The following is an 18,936-nucleotide window of genomic DNA, read 5'->3' as shown; positions in this document are numbered from 1 at the left end:
TCAACCAGAAGGAGACGGAATATGTCGGAAGAAGACCGCAAGAGAACCCTGAGCAGGCGCCAGCTGTTGGGTACGTCGGCAATCGTGGCGGCCGCCGGCGCATCGGGCATTGGCGGCACGCTGACATTGGGCGGAAGCATGGTGTCGCCGGCTGCGGCACAGAGCGCTGCGTCTGGAGGGCAAAAGTTCGAGGTCATGCCAGGCGAGCTCGATGAATATTATGTGTTCTTTTCGAGCGGCCAAAGCGGCGAAGTCCGCATTGTCGGTGCGCCTTCGATGCGCGAACTGATGCGGATCCCCGTCTTCAACCGCTGCAGCGCGACCGGATGGGGCCTGACCAACGAAAGCCGCAAGGTGCTGACCGAAGGGCTGCTGCCGCAAACCAAGGAATTCCTGAAGGACAAGGGCGGCATCTACCTCAACGGCGATCTTCATCACCCGCACCTCTCGTTTACGGATGGCACCTATGACGGCCGCTACCTGTTCGCGAATGACAAGGCCAATACCCGCGTGGCCCGTATCCGCCTCGACGTGATGAAATGCGACAAGATCATCCAGCTGCCGAACCAGCACACCGTGCACGGGCTGCGCGTCCAGAAATATCCGAAGACAGGCTACGTTTTCTGCAATGGCGAGGACCGGGTGCCGATCCCGAACGACGGTAAAGTCCTCGACGACAAGACGAAGTACCACGCCATCTTCACCGCCGTTGACGGGGAGACAATGAAGGTCGCATGGCAGGTGATGGTCGACGGCAATCTCGACAACGTCGATGCCGACTACCAGGGCAAATATTGTTATGCCACCTGCTACAATTCCGAAGAAGGTGTCAATTTGGCCGAGACGATGGCGAAAGAGCAGGATTGGGTCGTCATCTTCAATCTCAAGCGCATCGAGCAAGCCGTCGCCAAGGGTGATTTCAAGGAAATCGGCGGCGTGCCGGTCATCGACGGACGCCACGGTTCGCCCTACACGCGCTACGTTCCCGTTCCGAACAGCCCGCATGGCATCAATACCGCGCCAGACGGAATCCATGTGGTGGCCAACGGCAAGCTGTCGCCCACCTGCACGGTTTTCGATGTGCGCAAGTTCGACGATCTCTTCGACGACAAGATCCAGCCCCGCGATGCCGTCGTGGCCGAACCCCAGCTCGGTCTTGGGCCGTTGCACACGGCTTTCGATGGCCGGGGCAATGCCTACACCACCTTGTTCATCGACAGCCAGATCTGCAAATGGAATATCGACGATGCCAAGCGCTCCTTCGCCGGCGAGAAGGTCGATCCGATCCGCCAAAAGCTCGACGTCCATTATCAGCCCGGCCACAACCATTCCTCGATGGGGCAGACGAAGGAGGCGGACGGCAAATGGCTCATCTCCCTCAACAAGTTCTCCAAGGACCGGTTCCTCAACGTCGGCCCGCTCAAGCCTGAGAACGACCAGCTCATCGATATCTCGGGGGATACCATGGCGCTCGTCCATGACGGGCCGAGCTTTGCCGAACCACATGACGCAACGCTGGTTCACCGGTCGAAAATAAACCCCGTCAGCGCATGGGATCGGGCGGACCCGTTCTTCGCTGACGCGGTAAAACAGGCAGTTGCTGACGGCATTGACCTGCTGGCGGATAGCGAAGTCATCCGCGACGGAAACAAGGTTCGCGTCTACATGACGTCGGCTGCACCGGCGTTCGGACTGGAGAGCTTCTCCGTCAAGCAAGGCGACGAGGTCACGGTCTACGTCACCAATATCGATGAGGTGGAAGACCTCACCCATGGCTTCGCAATCGTCAACTACGGGATCAACATGGAAGTAGCGTCCCAGGCAACTGCTTCGGTGACGTTCACGGCCGACCGCGCAGGCGTCTACTGGTATTACTGCTCCTGGTTCTGTCATGCCATGCACATGGAGATGCAGGGCCGCATGTTCGTCGAGCCGCAGGCGGCGTGACAGCATGGCTCGATTGGCCACCCTCGGAACTTTGGGAATGGCGGCGTTTCTCGTCGCCATTCCTGGTAACGATGCCGGGGCGGCGGAAATCGCCGTGCCGGCCGATGAGACGCCCCTTCAAACGACCGTCGATGCCGCCGCCCCCGGCGACGTGCTGTTGCTCGCAGTCGGCAGACATCGCGGTCCTGTATCCATCAACAAACGGGTGACCCTGCAAGGCCAGGCGGGCGCAATCGTCGAGGGTGATGGCCAGGGCAACGTGATCACCGTCGAGGCCGCGAATGCTGCGGTGCGCGATTTGGAGATTGTTGGTTCTGGGTCCGACTTGGATGCGATGGACGCCGGCGTGTTCGTGAAAGAGACGGCCAAGGGCGTGATGGTCGAGGGAAACACGATCCTCGGCAACCTCTACGGAATATATCTCCATGGCGCTGCGGGCGCCGTCGCTAGGGGTAACCGCATAGAGGGCATGCGCACAGGGCGGACGAACCAGGCTGGAAATGGCGTCTCCGTCTGGAACGCGCCAGGCGCCAAGGTCGTCGGCAACCAGATCAGCTTTGGACGCGATGGCATTTTTGCGACTGCCAGCAAACACAATGAATTCAGCGCGAACACCTTCCACGATGTGCGGTTCGCCATCCATTACATGTACACAAACGACAGCGTGATCAGTGACAACGTTTCAGTCGGCAATGTTGTTGGCTACGCCATCATGTATTCCAGTAGGCTGCGGGTCACGGGCAATTTGTCCGACGGCGACCGCGACAACGGGCTGCTGCTCAATTATGCCAATGGCTCAGAAATAAGCGGCAACGTGGTTCGCGGCCGAAGGCAGCCGATCGGAAGATGGGCGAGCAACGGACAGCGTTTCGCCGACACGGACGGACTTCCTGTGGCCGACGCGGACAGGGTGGTGACTCCGACAGGGGCCATTACCCGCCTAGGCCCCGAGAAGTGCGTGTTCATCTACAATGCAAACAAGAACCGCTTTCGCGGCAATCGATTCGAGGGTTGCGAGATCGGCGTGCATTTTACGGCCGGTTCGGAAGGCAACGAGATGGCCGGTAACGCCTTCATCCGCAATCGAAACCAGGTGAAATATGTCGGTACGCGCTACCTTGAGTGGTCGAGCGGCGGCCGAGGTAACTACTGGAGCGACAACCCGGCTTTTGACCTGAACGGCGACGGTATCGGCGACAACTCCTACCGACCAAACGATATGATCGACAAAGTGCTCTGGACAGCGCCGGCGGCGAAGGTTCTCGTCAACAGCCCCGCGGTGCAGGTGATCCGCTGGGCGCAGACCCGATTTCCCGCAGTCTTCCCCGGCGGCGTCGTCGACAGCCATCCTCTGATGAAGCCGGCTGACACGAAGGAGAGCCCATGAGCGTCAACATTCAATTGAACTCCGTTGCCAGGCACTTTGGCAGGGTCAGGGCCGTCGATGACGTTTCATTCGCACTGAGTGATGCTGAGACCGTCGCCCTCGTTGGACATAACGGTGCGGGCAAGACAACCCTGATCAAGCTCATGCTTGGGCTGAGCCGGCCCACATCAGGTTCCGTGACCGTGCTGGGGCAGGATACGTCAGCCGGAAATTCCGCCGTTCGCAGACATCTTGGCTATCTGCCGGAGAACGTTTCGTTCAATCCGGTTCTGACTGGCCGCGAAATGCTTCGATTCTACGTTGGATTGAAGGGCGAGAGCCCGCGCTCCGTGAACGAGCTGATGGATCGGATCGGTCTTGCGCATGCTGCGGACCGACGCATTGGAACTTACTCGAAGGGCATGCGGCAGCGGCTGGGATTGGCGCAAGCGCTGATCGGAACGCCGCGGGTTCTTCTGCTGGACGAGCCGACCACCGGCCTCGATCCAGAACTGCGCCAGCAATTCTATCGGATCGTGCGTGAAATGCGGGATGCGGGGACAACGATCCTTCTGTCGTCGCACGCCCTCAACGAGCTCGAAGGAAACGCCACGCGCGTCATTATAATGAACGAAGGCAAGAAGATCGCGGACGGGTCGCTCGATGAATTGCGGCGGATCTCTCGCCTGCCGACGGTCATTCGGATGAGGGCTACCGACGGCGGCGTCCAGCGCATCAGGGACTGGATGGGAAATGGGCCGGATCTCCGGCAGGTGAACGGCCATACCATCGAATTGGACGCGTCCCCCGATAGCAAGATCGCGTTCCTGCGCCGGACAGGCGGCGCCGAAGTGCCATTCGACGACATCGAGATGGTGCCGCCCGGCCTCGATGAACTTTATGCCCATTTCCTCGGCGGGAGACCATCAGCATGAGTACGATCGCGCTTCTGGCCGTCAAGGAAATCCGCGAAGGGCTGCGAAACCGCTGGGTGGTGGCAGCGACAGCACTGTTGGCGGCGCTCGCGCTAACCCTGACGTTTCTCGGCAGTGCGCCAACTGGCAATGTCGGGGCCGGCGCTCTTGACGTTGTCGTGGTGAGCCTGGCCAGCCTCACCATATTCATCGTTCCGCTCATCGCCTTACTGATCTCCCATGATGCGATTGTCGGCGAGATCGAGCGCGGCACGATGACGTTGTTGCTGAGCTATCCCGTGCGGCGTTGGCAAGTGCTTCTCGGCAAGTTCCTTGGCCATCTTGCGATCCTGGCATTTGCGACCCTCATTGGGTATGGCGTTGCCGCGATTGCGCTGGCGGCGACCGGAAAGTCGATTGGCGGCGCCAGTTGGTTCGCCTTCGGAACAATGACGGCCTCATCGGTGCTGCTCGGAGCCGTGTTTGTGGCGATCGGCTATCTTGTGAGCGCGCTCTCACGCGACCACGGAACCGCGAGTGGGATCGCGATCGGTATCTGGCTCCTGTTTGTGCTGATCTACGACATGGGGTTGCTGGGATTGCTGGTAGCCGATCAAGGGCGATTCGTGACCGCCGGCATGCTAAATGCCCTGCTTCTTCTTAATCCGACCGATGCGTACAGGCTGCTGAATCTCATGGGCACTGCCGAGATCAGTTCGGCATCCGGCATGGCTGGAACCGTCCAGAGTGTCGGGCTCGGTTCCTTGTCGCTCGTGGCGACACTAGCAGCGTGGACGGTGGCGCCGATGGCCGCCGCCGCTTTCATATTTTCGACGAGGGAGTTGTGAGGATGCGCTTGGGACTGGGACTCCTCGCCGGAAGCCTCATAGCCATAGCCGGCTGTCAGCGCGGCCCGGACAAGATGCCGGCGCCGTTCGCCATGACCGAAGATGCGATGGGTCGCTATTGCGGTATGAACATCCTCGAACATCCGGGCCCGAAAGGGCAGGTTATCCTTGCCAAGTATGACGAGCCCATCTGGTTCTCCTCGGCCCGCGACACGATCGCCTTTACCATGCTGCCAGAGGAACCCAAGGACATACGGGCGGTCTACGTGTCCGACATGGCGAAAGCACCCAACTGGGATAATCCAGGTATCAACAACTGGGTGAATGCCAAGGACGCCTTTTTCGTCATCGGGAGCGACAAAAAGGGCGGCATGGGAGCTGCGGAAGCGGTGCCTTTCTCCTCCAGCGAATCCGCCCGGGCCTTTGCCAGCGAGCATGGTGGCCAGGTCCTGAACTTCACCGACCTGCCGCGCGATTACGTTCTGGGGCAGGAGTCTGAGACGGTTTCCGATCGGGGCTCGGACCCGCAATCGCTTGATCCCGACAACGTCAATTGAGGGCGCCATGATCTCCCATATGTCTCGCCGTCGATTCATTGGCATAACTGCTGCGGCTGCTGGAATGGCCTTGCTTCCGCTCGGTCGCAAAGCTCTGGCGACACCGTCGGCCGTCTCGTGGCGCGGAGAAGCTATGGGCGCCCAGGCAACGCTGCTGATCAACCATCCCGACCGAGCCTTGGCCTTGAGGCTCGTTGACCAAGTTGCCGCCGAAGTCCGCCGCTTGGAAAGGATTTTCAGCCTCTATCGTGAGGATTCGGACCTTTCGAGATTGAATCGCCAAGGATTCCTGGTCTCGCCGGCAACGGATCTCGTCGAAATCCTTCGCCGTTGCAACGACGTCTGGCGTCTTACCGGGCGCGCCTTCGATCCTACGGTGCAGCCATTGTGGCTGGCCTATCAACGCCACTTTTCCGATCCCGGAGCCACTGCGGCCGGGCCGTCGCGGCGGGTCATGCAAGAGGCCCTTGATCGGGTCGGCTTCGACAGATTGGCCTACTCGGAAGATCGCATAGAATTGCCGATGGCCGGGTCGGCGCTCACGCTCAACGGCATCGCGCAGGGTTACGCAACGGATAAGGTTGTCGATCTGCTGCGTGCCGGCGGCGTTGAGCACGCGCTCGTCAACATGGGCGAGGGCCGTGCGATCGGATCGGCGCCGGAGGACCGTCCTTGGCGCATTGGCATAACTGATCCCTTCAATTCCGATTCGATTCTGAAAGTCTTGCCGCTGACGGACAGCGCCGTCGCCACCTCGAGCCCGGCCGGCTTTCAGTTCGATGAAGACGGCCGGTTCACCCATATTATTGATCCGCGAACCGGATCCACTCCCCAACGCTATGCGAGCCTGAGCGTCGTCGCGCCGACTGCCACGATTGCGGATGCACTGTCGACCGCCTTCAGCTTGATGGACGTGGAGACAATTGCCGGTGCGGTCCGACGCCTCGATGGCGTAGACGCGTATGTTCTGTCGCAAGACACTCTATGGACGCACGTCAAGTCTTAAATCGGGGAGTGGGGATGGGCGGCAAAGGTACAAGTCCAATTGCCCGCATTGTCAGGCGGCTCTGCCAGGATCGGGTGCCAAGTGAGTCTTCTCCCGCAAGACTGCGAGATAATCGAGAAAAAGCGATACTGGCTCACCTTTAGAAATCGCCAGTCAGTCGGCACAGGTACCTGGCCTCCCACTGCCGGCGAGAACGCGGAGCCGTTGGGTCACTGGTACAACCGCGAAGGACGGGCATCTATTTTCTCAGGACGGACGGAGCGTCAGTCATGCTAGCCGTTCGCCCGTACGGCTCTTTGCGGAATGCCGACAAGCGGCAATTTCCCAATTCCTCCAGGATTCTCGGAATTGTTTGCGTTTCGACAAATAGGCTGACTGACCACGGGGTAGATTTTCGCGCCGGGATCGACCATCGCCGCCGTCTCCTGGCTCCAACGTTTCTGGCGGCCGGGAATTCCAATCGACATGGCAGACCCAGAACTTGCATCGACACTTTTGATCGACGTGCGGACCATCGCCCCGATAGATCGTCACCCGCGAATCTTCGGGGTAGCGGCCGCGTTGGTCGAGGGTTCTTCTTTCATCATCGTCAACGACCACGACCCACGACCTCTGCACTATCAGATCGAGGCCAGATATCCCGGTGTATTCGCTTGGGAATACCTTGAGCGAGGGCCGGAGGTCTGGCGCGTCGAAATCAGCAGACCGCAATCGTCTGGCTGCGACTGTTGCTGCGGCAGCTGATGACCAGCCCAACGTCCGGCAGCACTTTGCAAGGTTTCTTTTTCGTCGCCACCGACTGGTCTGGCCGCCGCCTAGGTCAAACATTCGAAACATCTAAGGCGAGGAAGGTTCCTCGCCATGAGAATGTCGCTGAAGGTTAACGGTCAGGCGATCGAGACTGAGATCTTGCCAATCTCGCGATTGAGCAGCTTTCTTCGCGACGTCCTTGGCCTGACGGGTGTCAAGGAAGGCTGTTGCGAAGGCGAGTGTGGCGCATGCACGGTGCTGCTGGATAGCCAGCCGGTTGATTCCTGCCTGATGCTGGCCTTTCAAGTCGCGGGGCGCGAGATCACCACCATCGAGGGACTCTGTGGGAGCGGCATCAACGATCTGCAGCAGGCCTTCTTGAAGATGGGTGCCGTGCAATGCGGCTACTGCACGCCGGGAATGCTGCTGGCAGCCCAGGGACTCTTACATGCCAATCCCAGCCCAGGTGAAGCCGAAATCCGCCATGCACTAGCAGGCAATATCTGCCGCTGCACCGGCTTCGAGACCATCGTGCAGGCGGTCGCTACCGCAGCCGCCGCTCGCCAGGGGGCAGGGCGATGAATGCGCTCACGGTCTCAGCGCCCGTCGACATGGCCGAGTTGCGGGCGACGCTCGCCGCGGAAGCGGGGCCGGTGCATTTCGTCGCCGGAGGGACGGACATGCTGATCGCGGGCCGTCCGCTCCCCGAAATCGGACTGCTGGTTGATCTCGCCCGTGTGGCGGGCATGGCCTTCATTTCCACGGATGGCTCGGATGTTCGCATCGGAGGTGCCACCACTGTCGCGGTGCTTGCCGCGGATTGCAGGCTGCGAGTACGAATTCCGGCCCTTTGCGAGGCTGCCGCACAGTGCGAGTCTGTCCAGATCCGCAACCGGGCCACCATCGGTGGCAACATCGCCAATGCCGCCCCAGCCGCCGACTTGATGCCCGTGTTGGTCGCCGCGGGAACAAGACTGGTGCTGCTCAAGCACGACGGGACACAACACGAGGCCGCGCTCTGCGAACACCTTCCAAGCTCCGGTCATCTGATTACGGAAGTGATCTTGCCAGCAAGCGGCCTTCTGCCGCGAAGCGCCTTCGTCAAGCTCGGATCTCGGCAGGACATGACCATCTCGCGCCTCAATCTCGCACTGCTGGCTGAGTTTCAGAGCAACCATTTCGGTGTCGTGCGGATCGCAGCCGGAGCGCTTGGTCCCGTTTCTAGCAGACTGCTCCAGGCAGAGGGGGCGCTCGCGGGCCGTAAGCTCGGTGCCGCCACGTTGCGCGACTTCATTGCGGCGTTAGTCGACGATGTCGATACGGCCATTCCCGGCCGGAATTCGCAGATATACAAGCGCCGCGCGATCGCCGGACTCGGCCTCGACCTGATCGCGCAGGCCCTGGGGCTCAGCCCACGTGGATCGGCTCTTCGAGGAAGCAGCGGGATGAACCAGATCTCCCATCGGGTGCCGCTCGTTGACGGTGTGGCAAAGGTCACGGGCGCATTGCGCTTCGCGGCCGATTTGCATGTCGAAGGATTGCTGCACTGCGCGCTCGTTTTCAGCCCGCATCCACATGCCCGCGTCGCCTGTGTCGATGCTGCATCCGCGTTGGCGGTTGAGGGCGTACACGCTGTCTTCTGGCATGAAAACACGCCCCCACGATACTACAACAGCTCGATCTGGTTCGCCGGACAGGAGGCGCTGGCAGACGAGCGAATGTTCCCGGCGGTGGTGCGCCATATTGGCGACCGGGTTGCGGCTGTGGTGGCGGACACGGAGGAGATCGCGCGGCACGCCGCACGGTTGGTGGCGGTCGAAGATGTAGATCTCCCCGCTATATTTGATCCTGAAGCTGCGCTCGGTCACGCCGGGCCAGCGATGCGGGACGATGGCATCCCGGCTTTCATGAACCCCGTGGCCGACGAGAGCTTTACGCATGGCGATCTTGATGCCGGATTTGCGGCGGCTGACCTGGTGGTGGAAACACATGTCACGACTCCGCGCAGCCATCACTGTGCCCTTGAACCTCACGCCTGTATTGCCAAGCCTGAATCCGACGGTCGAATCTTGATCCTTTCGCCGTGTCAGAGCGTTTTTGGAGTGCAGGCTGTCGTCGTCCAGGCATTGGGAGTGCCACCAGATCAGATACGCGTAGTGAAGACTCCCATAGGCGACTCCTTCGGCGGCAAGGCCGAGCCGATTCTCGATCCGTTGTGTGCATTCTTTGCGCTGGTACTAGGGCGGCCTGTCATGATCCGCTACGACCAGCATGAAACCTTCACCGCGACCCGCACGCGGTCGAGCGTTGTCGGCCGGATGCGGATCGCGCTTAGCTCCGACGGCCGAATCCTGGCGCGCGACACCGAGACGCTGGTGGACATCGGCGCTTATTGCACCGGCGGCAACTATCTGCCCAGTTCGATGCTTCAAAGACTGGTTCGGCTTTATGACGTTCCCGCCGAGCGCTACACGGGCCGCGCAGTCTACATCAACACCGCCCCGGCAGGCGCTTTTCGCGGTTACGGATCCCCCCAGATCCACACAATAGCCGAGATCACGCTTGATATATCCGCGCGGCGGCTGGGGGTGGATCCGGTGGCGATGCGGCTGAGGAATCTGGTTGAGCCTAACGCGATTGAACCTTGGCAAGGGCTCAACGTTGGCAACGCTCGGGGGAGAGAATGTCTGCTACGCGGGGCCGATGCATTCGGCTGGCAGGCGCGTAGGCAGACGGATGCCGGACGAGGCCGGTGGCGGCGAGGAGTGGGGGTAGCCTCGGCCACTCACATCAACGGCTGCTATCCCGGTTTCCACGAGGAAACGACGGCGAGGTTGAGCCTCCTGCCCGACGGGCGAGCGGAACTCGTCTGCGCGCTCCACGACCTCGGCTGTGGGGCCGACACGACGCTTGCGCAGATCACGGGCGAGACGTTGGGTCTTAGGGCGTGCGACATTGCCATCGTTCCCGCCGACACCGATAGCTGTCCATATGATCTCGGCACACGGGCCAGTCGCATGACCTATATCTGCGGCGAAGCAATCCGACTTGCAGGCGTGGCACTCTCGGAAGTGATCCGGGCTGCGGCGGTCCTGGAATTGAATACAGAAGTTGATGAATTGAGGCTGGAGGCGGGCGCAGTGCGCCGCCCGGACGGCTCGGGCCTGGCGCTTTCAGAACTCGCTGCCCGCTTGACGGTCCGCGGGGCGGAACTGCCCACGGCGACCGAGACCTATCGCGCCCAGGCCAATTCAGGCTCATACGCAGCGCATTTTGCTGAGGTGGAGGTCGACGGACTCGCCGGTCGCGTACGCGTGACAGATTATCTAGCCGCCCATGACGTCGGCCGAGCGATCAACCCCATGCTGGTGGAAGGCCAACTCCATGGGGGAATCCAGATCGGTATCGGATATGCCCTTTACGAGGATGTTGCGATCGACCCTGTCACTGGTCGAATGCGTGGCGACAGCTTCAGCCGCTATACATTGGCCAATGCCTCCGAGATGCCGCCGATGCGTGTCCTGCTCACCGAAGAGGGTGAGCCGACCGGCCCCTTCGGCGCCAAAGCCGTCGGAGAGATCGCGACAATCCCGGTCGCGGCGGCCGTGGTCAACGCCGTCAATGATGCCCTGGGCACTGAACTGACAGATTTGCCGCCAATACCCGTGCGAGTCCTCGCTGGATTGAGTTGAGGGACAATGGTCATGGAGGTGCATCTAAGCCACTGTGGTATTGCACTCGGTCCGAAGCCTAGGGTGCGCCTGCGCTTTCTGGCCGTGCATCCCTTCCATGCCTGTTCACTGCCGATGCCGCCGAACGATATCAAATGCGCGGCAAGCGCCCACACCGGATATCTCGTAGGATAGCTGGGGTAGGGCATGTCAATCGATCACGCTGTTGTGTGGCTGGAATTCCGAACAGCAAAAGTGTTCCTTTTTGAAGACGCTGCAACGCCGTCAGTCGCTGGAGAACCTGAATTCATCGGTGACATGCGGCTGACGCATGATGGTCAGAAAGGCCAACGTCGAGACGATGATTTCTTCGGGGAGGTTCTTGGCTTTCTGGAAGCTCGGAAGAAATGGATTATAATCGGAAATAGATCGAGCTGTGTCGGCTTGCTCGAGCGCATATGCCGTCAGAAGGCCGAGGGTCGTGTCGTTGGCGTGGAATTTGTCGATGCGGTCACCGCTGAGGAAGTGTTATCGCGAGCCCGTAGCTATTTTAGCGACCGCCACTAGGCATTTCCGCCACGCCATTGGCCGTCGTGAGATCAGGCCAAACTAGGATAGGGCAGGGCGAAGACCTGGCCGATGCCAACGACATCAGGGACAGGTTGGACGAACTGGAAAGGCGCGTTGGTCCACAGCGAGTTGGTGCTGACGACAACACGGTGGCTACCTCAGTACCAAGACCATCAGCCGAGGATTCGCTATGCGATCCGCGTAGCTGCAGTCGTCGTCGACGTTAGGCGGCTAGACGCGGCCTTCCGTTGCCGCGAACCGCGGGAACAGGATGTTGTTCTCCAAGTGGATGTGTTCCATCAGGTCTTCGGCAAACTGAGCCGTGCCGACGTAGAGCGCCTGCCAGGAGCGGCAGGCTCCGTCGGGCGTGACGAAGTCGCCGGTGAGGCTTTCGAGGAGCCGAAGCAAGGTGCCTTGGTCGTCGTGCTCGTGCCGCAGTTCCGAAATCGGGATATCGAACTTGCCTTTGCCCCACTGCCGCATTGCTGGAAACAGAATGGCCTCTTCCTTGGCCATGTGTTGCTCCAGTTCGCTCTGCAACTGCCGTAACGCATCCGAAAGGCCGGCCGGCACCTTCGGATGTTCGCGATGCACCGCCTCAACCTTACGCGACAGTGCAATGAGCTCGGGCAGAGCGCGCCGGTGCGCTTCGTGGTAGCAGGCTTCGATGTGGTTGATCAGTTCATCGCTGTCCATCGCAGCCGGCGCCGCTGTACCCGCAGTGTCGGTACCAAGTGCCTCCAACGCGCGCTCAAGGTCGTCGGGATCGACTCCGCGCCGGTGCGCGGCGCCATCGAGGGTGAGATCGCCATTGCAGCAGAAGTCGATCTTGAATTTGCGGAAAACGGCGGTGGCGCCAGGCAGCGTTGCGGCTATGTCGCCGACCGTGCGTTCCCATAGTTCTGGAACTGGGAATTGGGTGTTCATGACGAAGCTCCATGCATTTTCGACACAACGGCTTTGAAACTTGAAGCGGGCCCATTCGACGCGACGCAATGTCTCGAGGACGAAATCGTGCCAACCGTTGGACCATGAATTGCCCAGATAAAGGTCCGCGTCTTTGCGCTGGAACAAAGAGGAGCAGATCACCAAGCTGTCGCCGTCAGCCTCCCAGCGGGAAGCCTGAGTGCGTGCGGCGCGGCTGAGTTCAGGGCATTTGGCTCAAAGAACATAGCAATTTATCAAGTTCGGATCCTGCGTGTCCGGGCAGGGGTGCGCACCTGATCGCCTAGCGTGATAGGCCCGATGTCTTCGGCGATTGAACAGAGTTTTCCGCTGTTTCAGCCGCAGGAGGCATGAGGGCATCCGGTGCGCTTCATCCGGCCGTCGCGCAAAGGCCGCAGGCTTATGCTCTGATCGGCGGCCAGCCAAAGTCGCAATGGCCGACGATGCCGATCGCCTGCGCCATGTGATCGCAAACACGCGGTGCGCCAAGCCACTCTGGTCGAATGTTGCTTCTCAAAGCTCAAACAGGTGTGACGCATCGCAACTCGCTTGAGAAAACAATCAGGAATTCCCTCGTTGTCGCCCTCTCGCAGCTACGATCCGATGGATCAGGTGATTGTCCGCAGCTCTTAATCTAAAAGCGCTGTCGACACGGGATCATCCGAACATCGCTCGGGTATGATTGGCGCTGCGCCGATCAGTTCGAGACAGTAAGGCACGGCAGGAAAGACGGCGTTCAAGCATACGTCGATTAAAGCCGGCTTGCCTGGCAGGTTTATGATCAGCGGATGGCCGCGGACTCCCGCAGTCTGACGTGAAAGAATGGCTGTGCGGACTTGCCGCATGCTGGCCTGCCGCATGAGTTCGCCAAAACCGGGAAGTTCCTTGGTGATGACTTGCTGCATTGCCTCTGGGTAAGATCCCTTGGAGATGGACCGGTCCCTCCAGTCGTCAGGATAAGATCAACGCCGCATTGGTCGCAAAGCTCGATGAGCACATTCCGGACACTTTCCACGCCGTCAGGGACTATGCGGCGGATGAAGACGCAAGGCGATGCTACGACACGTCGAAGCCAGCGCTCGATGGCAGGCCCGCCAAGATCTTGATATTCGCCGCGGCTTGCACGTTCTGACACTGTAATGATTGCAATCTGGGTCATTTTTTCTGTTCGAGATCCACCTTCAGATCGAAGCGGTCGCTTGCCATCCGGGCTTGGCATGGGCGTATCCATCGACGAGCGTGCCGGGCAGATCGAGGCACGAGAGAATAAAACGGGCCCCCTCGCGATCCTCTCTCCCATTGGCAAGAGCTCTGTACGTCTTTGCCACCTCGATCATGTCGCACGTGTGCGGAGACAGGCGGATGCGCCGGACGCCTCTGGAGGCGAGATCCGCGGGTGCGGGGCAAAAGGCCTGCACCTGGTTGGAGAGCGTCTGCACGCCATTGATCGCGAGGAACTGCTGGTCGTCGAGCGTGTCTACGGCAAGACCGTCCGGGTCTTTCTCGCAGGTAAACTGGCACGAATCCTTGTGAAGGCCGTAAATGCGCGCATGATAGCATCGCCCGGAAGCGCGAGCGGCAGCCGACCGAAGGCGAAAATCTCGAAATCCGCCTCGGGACATGCGCTGGCCATGGCGCCGACGGCGGCGAGCGACAATTCCACTGGCGGGCATATGGTTTTGGCACCGCGATGAATGAGGAATTGCGCGGAAGACCCATTATAAACGTTCAGGAACGGACCTGTCACGAAAGGCTTGCCGGAGCGTGACGGCAGGGCGGTGACATCGTTGATCTCGATCAGCCGATCGTCGCCACAGAGGTCCTCGATGCTTCTGCGTTCCCGAACGGTCGCCGGTGCTGCCAGGGTAGACAGCACCACTTCCTTTCCGGCACGCTCGAGGCGTTCGATGATCTCAGGCCATACGGGGTCGGAAAACGGCATCCGCTTGCCGCAGACGACTTCGCCGATATGGACCCGGTCGATCGGAGCCTCGTCCGCGATCCTGCGGTAGAAGTCCGTGAGGCGGTCGGGCGACCAGTGGAAGAAGACCGGCCCAAGCGTCAACGCAATTGCGGACAAGGTGCTATCTCCACTTCTTGCTGTACGCTCCTGCCGTCTGCCGGGAACCTTCCGACTGGCCAGCAAGAATCCGATCGATCTCAATGGCGTCGCCGCCTTGCTCGACCGCGTCAACGGCCTTCCGGAAGGCGCGGACCACTTCCGTCACATAACCTTTGCCGCGCTGGCGTCCTTCGATCTTCAAGGCGGTTACGCCGGCGGCCTTCAGCCCGGCAATCATCCCGCCAGCGTTCAGGCTGACGGGATCCTCGAACAAATAGGAGGTCTTGCCGCCGGCCTTGAATTTGCCCTTGCACAAAGTGGGATAGCCTACTGGCTCGCCGAACTCGTAGCGGTCGATCGTGAACCCTGAAAGCCGTGCTGCCGTGCCGTTAGGCTCGTCGTCGTAACTCACCATTTCGGGTGGCGAACAGACGCCATTCAGATTTGGCGATTTTCCCGTCGCGTATGAAGAAAGATAGCATCGGCCTTCGATCATCACGCAAAGGCCGCCGAACACGAATGCTTCGTCTCCACGTCGATCGCGCGGTTGAGCGCCGCGATCTCCTGAACCGAAAGAACCCGCGGCAGCACGACGCGACGAACTCCGAAACTTTTCGCGTAGAATCCGATTGCTTCCGGCGTTGCTGCCGCAGCCTGTACCGACAGATGAAGACGAATTTGTTTATGGTTCTTGGCGACATGATCAAGGACGGCTATGTCCGCCGCGATGATGGCATTTGCGCCGCATTCGGCTGCGGTATCCGCTGCCTTTTTCCACAGGCCAACATCGTTGACACGCGCGAATGTATTGATGGCGACGAGAACCTTGCTGCCGTGGTTATGCGCGAAGCGGACGCCCTCGGCCAGTTCTTCCCCGGAGAAGTTGAGCCCCGGGGAAATTCCGGGCATTCGTTTCGTCGCGAAATCCGCAATAGACTGCGTCCGCGCCTGCCTGGACGGCTGCCCTCAATGTAGGCGGGGTTCCGGCCGGGCAGACAAGTTCCATGCGTCCGCTTGTCATGCCTCTGGCGCCTCGCGTCTGGAATTTCGATTGGCCATTTGGCGTGCGACGCTCAATGCGCCGAGAATGCCCGTATTGGCGAGACGAGCCAGGAAGCCACGCAGGCCGAGTAGGTCCGCGGGGCTAAGCTCGGCGTCCTCGATTGTGTTCCTCAGCGCGAGCACCGCCTCCGTGCGGCCGCTGATCGAGATGATCCGGCTGAAGAAAAGCGCATCGCCATCCAGCGTGCCGTCGAGCAGGCTCAAGAGTGTCAGAAGAGGTCCCCTGATCTGGACGTTTGATGTCGCGGCCTCACTTCTCCTGACGACACGAACGATCGAACGCTCTGCGTCCGGTACGACGGTAAATGCGAAGGCGAGGTCGACCGGGTCGATGAAATCGCAAGCTGTTCGATGTTCGCCCAGGCGGTCGAACAATCGGGGCTGGCGCCTAGCCATCGAGCGCAAGGATAGCGTCAGCAACGGCCCGAGGGGAAGTCCGGCAAAAGGTGGGAAAAGATGACGAATGACCGCCGGCAACGTCGGTTCCGTGCTGATCGTCACCATTCAGTACATCCTATCCACATGAGCTCGTTCAGCAGGCCCTTCCGGCCATCGACTTCCTGCGTCCGTCTGCCAGCAAGTCCGCGAAATTGACACTGTTGGGACAGAAATCCTGATAGTGGCTTTCGAAATCGAAGGCGGCCAGGTGGCCATGACACTGGCGGCGATGCTGGCAGGCGATGCAGATGCGTGACATGAAACGGTGCGCGGCTTCCAGCGATTGAAAGCTGTCAGGATCGATGTCAATCGAACGCATCGCGGAAGAAAGCAGGTCTTGCGAAGCGTAGGGTAGCCGCATGGCTTCATCGAATTCGCTTCGTGACAAACCGATGCCATTCAGGATGCCTGTACACTCATCCAAACCCATTGCCCAAAAGTCCCTTGTCGCTGCCATGCTCTGCCGGCGATCCGCGAGAAGGGAAATTACGGACCGCAAAGCTTCGACAGTTTCGCTAATGAGATTGCCTGCCATGTGAAATCCTTTTGGCTCGATCGCCTTCCTCGGAAATGATGTGAGAAGGGAAAAATAGCGGGGACGGATCGTTCGCTCTTTGCGCTAGCGCAAAGTTCTTCGTCAGCCCTGATGGCAAAATCGATCGCCGACGAACCGGTCGGGCCGGATTTCGCTATGCATCACCGCTGCCTTCCCTTGTTTTCAGATCTTGGCTCATTCCTTTCGTTCCTCGATCGGAACGGGCAGCTTCGTGAGGTTGGCATCCCTGTCTCGACACGGCTCGAACTGACCGAGATACACAGGCGGGTGATTGCCTCGAAAGGCCCAGCGCTCCGCGTTACGGCGCCTGTCGACGATCGCGGCGTCAAGTCAGCCTTTCCCGTCGTCGCAAATCTTTTCGGCACCCGGGAACGTGTAGCCTGGGGCCTTGGCACCGACCTTCACGGTCTGGAAACCCTCGGCGCGCTCCTTGCGTGGATGAGATCGCCTCAGGCTCCACAGAACCTTCGTCAGGCCCGACAGATGTTGCCTGCGGCGCGGGGTGCACTCGTGGCGCGGCCGAAGATCGTCTCCCCGCCCAGAGAGTGGCGCGACGCCGATCCGGATTTTTCGCTTCTTCCCATCCAGACTTGTTGGCCGGGAGACGCAGGCCCACTCATAACATGGCCAGTGGTCATTACTCGCCCGCCTGGCGAGGACGACCCGAGCACATACAATCTGGGCATATACCGGATGCAGGTGCTAGCCCGTGATCGTGCCATCGTAAGATGGCTGCCCATGCGAGGTGGAGCAGCCCACCATCGCATATGGCAGGCGAGGGGGCTTGAGATGCCGGTGGCGGTCGTCATCGGGGCAGATCCCGCGACGTTGATCGCCTCGGTGATGCCGGCGCCTGAAGGCGTGTCGGAGCTGGCACTGTCCGGGATGATCAATAATCGCCGAGTCGGATTGGCGCCCTGCAAGAGCATCATGCTTCACGTGCCAACCAGTGCGGAAATCGTGCTTGAAGGTGCCGTCTCTTCAACAGAAACCGCGCTGGAGGGCCCTTTCGGCGATCACACGGGATATTACAACACGCCGGAGCGATACCCCGTATTCAACCTCAAGCGCGTTCGCGTTCGCGACGGGGCAAATTACCTGACCACGTTCACCGGGCGCGCGCCCGACGAGCCCTCGGTTCTCGGCGAGGCACTGCTCGATGTGTACAAGCCACTCCTGCGCCAGCAGATACCGGAAATCGTTGATGTGTGGCTTCCGCCGGAAGCCTGCTCCTACAGGATTGCGGTCATCTCGATCGCCAAGAAGTATGCCGGACAGGCCAGGCGCGTGATGATGGGGTTCTGGTCCCTGCTGCCGCAGTTTTCGATGACCAAGATTGTCATCGTGGTGGATGACGATATCGACATTCGATCATGGCCGGACGTGATGTGGGCGGTCGCCACCCGGATGGATCCCTCGCGCGATCTGATGCAGGTGGACCGAACCCCTATCGACCAGCTCGATTTCGCCTCACCCCTCGAAGGGCTTGGGGGAAAGATCGGGTTCGATGCGACGCGCAAGATTGGGTCCGAGACCTCTCGCGAATGGGGAAAGGAGCTGACGATGTCAACTCATATCGAGGAGCAGGTGTCTCAACGATGGAACGAGTTTGTTTCGCAGACGACCGCTCAGGGGCAACAATGACCAAACGGCTGATAATCGGTGTGACAGGTGCATCCGGCTCCGTGCTCGCGCTGGAGACCATACGTCAGTTGGTCAGGGCCGGGGTGGAGACGCATCTCGTCGTCTCCAAGGGCGCGCGATTGGCGATCCCACATGAGCTCGGCACCGACGGCCTTGCCCAACTGACCTCCGTCGCCAACCGCGCGTATTCCTATCAGGACTTCGCCGCACCAATCGCCAGCGGCTCTTTCAGAACGGATGGCATGATCGTCGTTCCCTGTTCGATGCGGACCTTGGCAGCTATGGCACACGGTTTAGGCGACAATCTTCTCACCAGGGCCGCCGATGTCGTCCTGAAGGAAAGGCGCCGGCTGGTCATTGTTCCACGCGAGGCGCCGCTCCATGAAGGGCACCTCGACGCGATGTTGAGACTAGCACGGATGGGCGCAGTCATCGCACCGCCGGTACCGCCGTTCTATGTCAAGCTTGCCTCGATCGAGGAAATGGTAGTCGAGATGGCTGCCCGACTGATTGGCTGGGCGGGCGTTGACCCGGGCGACAAGCTCACGCGTTGGGGCGAAAAGAAAGTCGCCGCCGCGTGATCATCCTGATGGATTGGCT

16 protein-coding genes and 2 pseudogenes are annotated in these 18,936 nt (G+C 60.3%); 12 read left to right on the top strand and 6 right to left on the bottom strand.

Going from position 1 to position 18,936, the window contains the following annotated elements; all coding sequences use genetic code 11:
* Positions 1-21: 21 nt before the first annotated feature.
* From nosZ to LB547_RS23100, 10 genes are all read left to right on the top strand, one after another.
* Positions 22-1,947, top strand: a complete 1,926-nt coding sequence (gene nosZ, locus LB547_RS23145) for a TAT-dependent nitrous-oxide reductase (protein WP_140522862.1) — start codon at positions 22-24, stop codon at positions 1,945-1,947.
* A 37-nt stretch (positions 1,948-1,984) separates the two neighbouring features.
* On the top strand, positions 1,985-3,334 hold the full coding sequence (locus tag LB547_RS23140) for a nitrous oxide reductase family maturation protein NosD (RefSeq protein ID WP_140522860.1): 1,350 nt from the start codon (positions 1,985-1,987) through the stop codon (positions 3,332-3,334).
* Entirely contained in the window at positions 3,331-4,248 is a 918-nt protein-coding gene (locus LB547_RS23135; RefSeq protein ID WP_140522858.1) for an ABC transporter ATP-binding protein, read from the top strand. The genes LB547_RS23140 and LB547_RS23135 overlap by 4 nt, the downstream gene beginning before the upstream one ends.
* Positions 4,245-5,075, top strand: a complete 831-nt coding sequence (locus LB547_RS23130) for an ABC transporter permease (RefSeq protein ID WP_140522856.1) — start codon at positions 4,245-4,247, stop codon at positions 5,073-5,075. Before LB547_RS23135 ends, LB547_RS23130 begins: the two co-directional genes overlap by 4 nt.
* A 2-nt stretch (positions 5,076-5,077) precedes the next feature.
* Complete coding sequence (locus LB547_RS23125) at positions 5,078-5,632, top strand: nitrous oxide reductase accessory protein NosL (protein WP_140522854.1); 555 nt, start codon at positions 5,078-5,080, stop codon at positions 5,630-5,632.
* Between the two features lie 133 nt (positions 5,633-5,765).
* Positions 5,766-6,638, top strand: coding sequence for an FAD:protein FMN transferase (locus LB547_RS23120; protein ID WP_224656233.1), 873 nt, complete (start codon positions 5,766-5,768; stop codon positions 6,636-6,638).
* A 465-nt stretch (positions 6,639-7,103) separates the two neighbouring features.
* A complete protein-coding gene (locus tag LB547_RS23115) occupies positions 7,104-7,382 on the top strand; it encodes a DUF2249 domain-containing protein (protein WP_140522850.1) in 279 nt (92 codons plus the stop codon).
* A gap of 117 nt (positions 7,383-7,499) precedes the next feature.
* Entirely contained in the window at positions 7,500-7,970 is a 471-nt protein-coding gene (locus tag LB547_RS23110) for a (2Fe-2S)-binding protein (protein ID WP_140522848.1), read from the top strand.
* Positions 7,967-11,080: a molybdopterin cofactor-binding domain-containing protein gene (locus LB547_RS23105; protein ID WP_140522846.1), complete on the top strand. Its 3,114-nt coding sequence runs from the start codon at positions 7,967-7,969 to the stop codon at positions 11,078-11,080. The genes LB547_RS23110 and LB547_RS23105 overlap by 4 nt, the downstream gene beginning before the upstream one ends.
* Positions 11,081-11,266: 186 nt before the next feature.
* Positions 11,267-11,626, top strand: a complete 360-nt coding sequence (locus LB547_RS23100; protein WP_140522844.1) for a hypothetical protein — start codon at positions 11,267-11,269, stop codon at positions 11,624-11,626.
* Between the two features lie 234 nt (positions 11,627-11,860).
* On the opposite strand, the gene ric is transcribed toward LB547_RS23100, so the two are convergent.
* From ric to LB547_RS23070, 6 genes and pseudogenes are all read right to left on the bottom strand, one after another.
* A complete protein-coding gene (gene ric, locus LB547_RS23095; RefSeq protein ID WP_224702965.1) occupies positions 11,861-12,625 on the bottom strand; it encodes an iron-sulfur cluster repair di-iron protein in 765 nt (254 codons plus the stop codon).
* Positions 12,626-13,203: 578 nt separating this feature from the next.
* Positions 13,204-13,733, bottom strand: a pseudogene (gene mog, locus LB547_RS23090) (molybdopterin adenylyltransferase).
* Between the two features lie 318 nt (positions 13,734-14,051).
* Positions 14,052-14,654: a U32 family peptidase gene (locus LB547_RS23085; protein ID WP_224656235.1), complete on the bottom strand. Its 603-nt coding sequence runs from the start codon at positions 14,652-14,654 to the stop codon at positions 14,052-14,054.
* A gap of 4 nt (positions 14,655-14,658) precedes the next feature.
* A pseudogene (gene ubiU / locus LB547_RS23080) lies at positions 14,659-15,642 on the bottom strand (ubiquinone anaerobic biosynthesis protein UbiU).
* An 11-nt stretch (positions 15,643-15,653) separates the two neighbouring features.
* Positions 15,654-16,202, bottom strand: a complete 549-nt coding sequence (locus LB547_RS23075) for a ubiquinone anaerobic biosynthesis accessory factor UbiT (protein ID WP_140522842.1) — start codon at positions 16,200-16,202, stop codon at positions 15,654-15,656.
* Positions 16,203-16,230: 28 nt separating this feature from the next.
* Entirely contained in the window at positions 16,231-16,671 is a 441-nt protein-coding gene (locus LB547_RS23070) for a hypothetical protein (RefSeq protein WP_140522840.1), read from the bottom strand.
* 111 nt (positions 16,672-16,782) lie between these two features.
* Between LB547_RS23070 and LB547_RS23065 the strand changes: the two genes are divergently transcribed.
* Positions 16,783-18,336 (top strand): UbiD family decarboxylase, encoded by a 1,554-nt coding sequence (locus tag LB547_RS23065; protein ID WP_318013164.1) that lies wholly within the window; start codon positions 16,783-16,785, stop codon positions 18,334-18,336.
* Positions 18,333-18,917, top strand: coding sequence for a UbiX family flavin prenyltransferase (locus LB547_RS23060; protein ID WP_140522838.1), 585 nt, complete (start codon positions 18,333-18,335; stop codon positions 18,915-18,917). Before LB547_RS23065 ends, LB547_RS23060 begins: the two co-directional genes overlap by 4 nt.
* Positions 18,918-18,936 lie beyond the last annotated feature (19 nt).

The organism is Mesorhizobium sp. B264B1B (assembly GCF_020165765.1).
Lineage (GTDB): Bacteria > Pseudomonadota > Alphaproteobacteria > Rhizobiales > Rhizobiaceae > Mesorhizobium.
The sequence above is the reverse complement of the archived record's forward strand: the minus strand, read 5'-3'. Positions and strand labels throughout refer to the sequence as shown.

Bases quoted from the DNA above. Each gene is read 5' to 3' on its own strand.
- nosZ (WP_140522862.1), top strand. From the start codon at position 22: ATGTCGGAAGAAGACCGCAAGAGAACCCTGAGCAGGCGCCAGCTGTTG.
- LB547_RS23140 (WP_140522860.1), top strand. From the start codon at position 1,985: ATGGCGGCGTTTCTCGTCGCCATTCCTGGTAACGATGCCGGGGCGGCG.
- LB547_RS23135 (WP_140522858.1), top strand. From the start codon at position 3,331: ATGAGCGTCAACATTCAATTGAACTCCGTTGCCAGGCACTTTGGCAGG.
- LB547_RS23130 (WP_140522856.1), top strand. From the start codon at position 4,245: ATGAGTACGATCGCGCTTCTGGCCGTCAAGGAAATCCGCGAAGGGCTG.
- LB547_RS23125 (WP_140522854.1), top strand. From the start codon at position 5,078: ATGCGCTTGGGACTGGGACTCCTCGCCGGAAGCCTCATAGCCATAGCC.
- LB547_RS23120 (WP_224656233.1), top strand. From the start codon at position 5,766: ATGGGCGCCCAGGCAACGCTGCTGATCAACCATCCCGACCGAGCCTTG.
- LB547_RS23115 (WP_140522850.1), top strand. From the start codon at position 7,104: ATGGCAGACCCAGAACTTGCATCGACACTTTTGATCGACGTGCGGACC.
- LB547_RS23110 (WP_140522848.1), top strand. From the start codon at position 7,500: ATGAGAATGTCGCTGAAGGTTAACGGTCAGGCGATCGAGACTGAGATC.
- LB547_RS23105 (WP_140522846.1), top strand. From the start codon at position 7,967: ATGAATGCGCTCACGGTCTCAGCGCCCGTCGACATGGCCGAGTTGCGG.
- LB547_RS23100 (WP_140522844.1), top strand. From the start codon at position 11,267: ATGTCAATCGATCACGCTGTTGTGTGGCTGGAATTCCGAACAGCAAAA.
- LB547_RS23075 (WP_140522842.1), bottom strand. From the start codon at position 16,202: ATGGTGACGATCAGCACGGAACCGACGTTGCCGGCGGTCATTCGTCAT.
- LB547_RS23070 (WP_140522840.1), bottom strand. From the start codon at position 16,671: ATGGCAGGCAATCTCATTAGCGAAACTGTCGAAGCTTTGCGGTCCGTA.
- LB547_RS23065 (WP_318013164.1), top strand. From the start codon at position 16,783: ATGGCAAAATCGATCGCCGACGAACCGGTCGGGCCGGATTTCGCTATG.
- LB547_RS23060 (WP_140522838.1), top strand. From the start codon at position 18,333: ATGACCAAACGGCTGATAATCGGTGTGACAGGTGCATCCGGCTCCGTG.